We start from the raw sequence: 293 nt of genomic DNA, 5'->3' as shown, positions 1-293 counted from the left end.
ACGCTCCTCCCAGCTCCGCAGCCAGCTTACCGCTGAAGGCGCTGGATCCGAGAAGCCAGCATTCGGGCATGGTCTCCACGACCGGGGTCGCTCTCAGTTCCTTGTACCGATGTCCCTCTTCACACCGGTCAGTTAAAAAACAGGCTAAATCCTTGAGCATTTCCTTATACTGCTCCTCATGCTTCAGAGGACGGCCGTATCTTAAGGCGCTGGAAACGACAGGCTCCCCGCCCGGCGCACGGCCGATGCCCAGATCGATGCGATTGGGGTAAAGACCTTCCAGCAGCCGGAAC

Annotated in this window: 1 pseudogene; it reads right to left on the bottom strand. The window is 58.7% G+C overall.

Features of this window, described 5'->3' with window-relative positions:
• A pseudogene (locus ACZYR9_RS27740) lies at positions 1 to 293 on the bottom strand (LLM class flavin-dependent oxidoreductase); the annotation flags it as partial.

The sequence above is a fragment of the Paenibacillus sp. F024 genome (assembly GCF_057814255.1).
The sequence above is the reverse complement of the archived record's forward strand: the minus strand, read 5'-3'. Positions and strand labels throughout refer to the sequence as shown.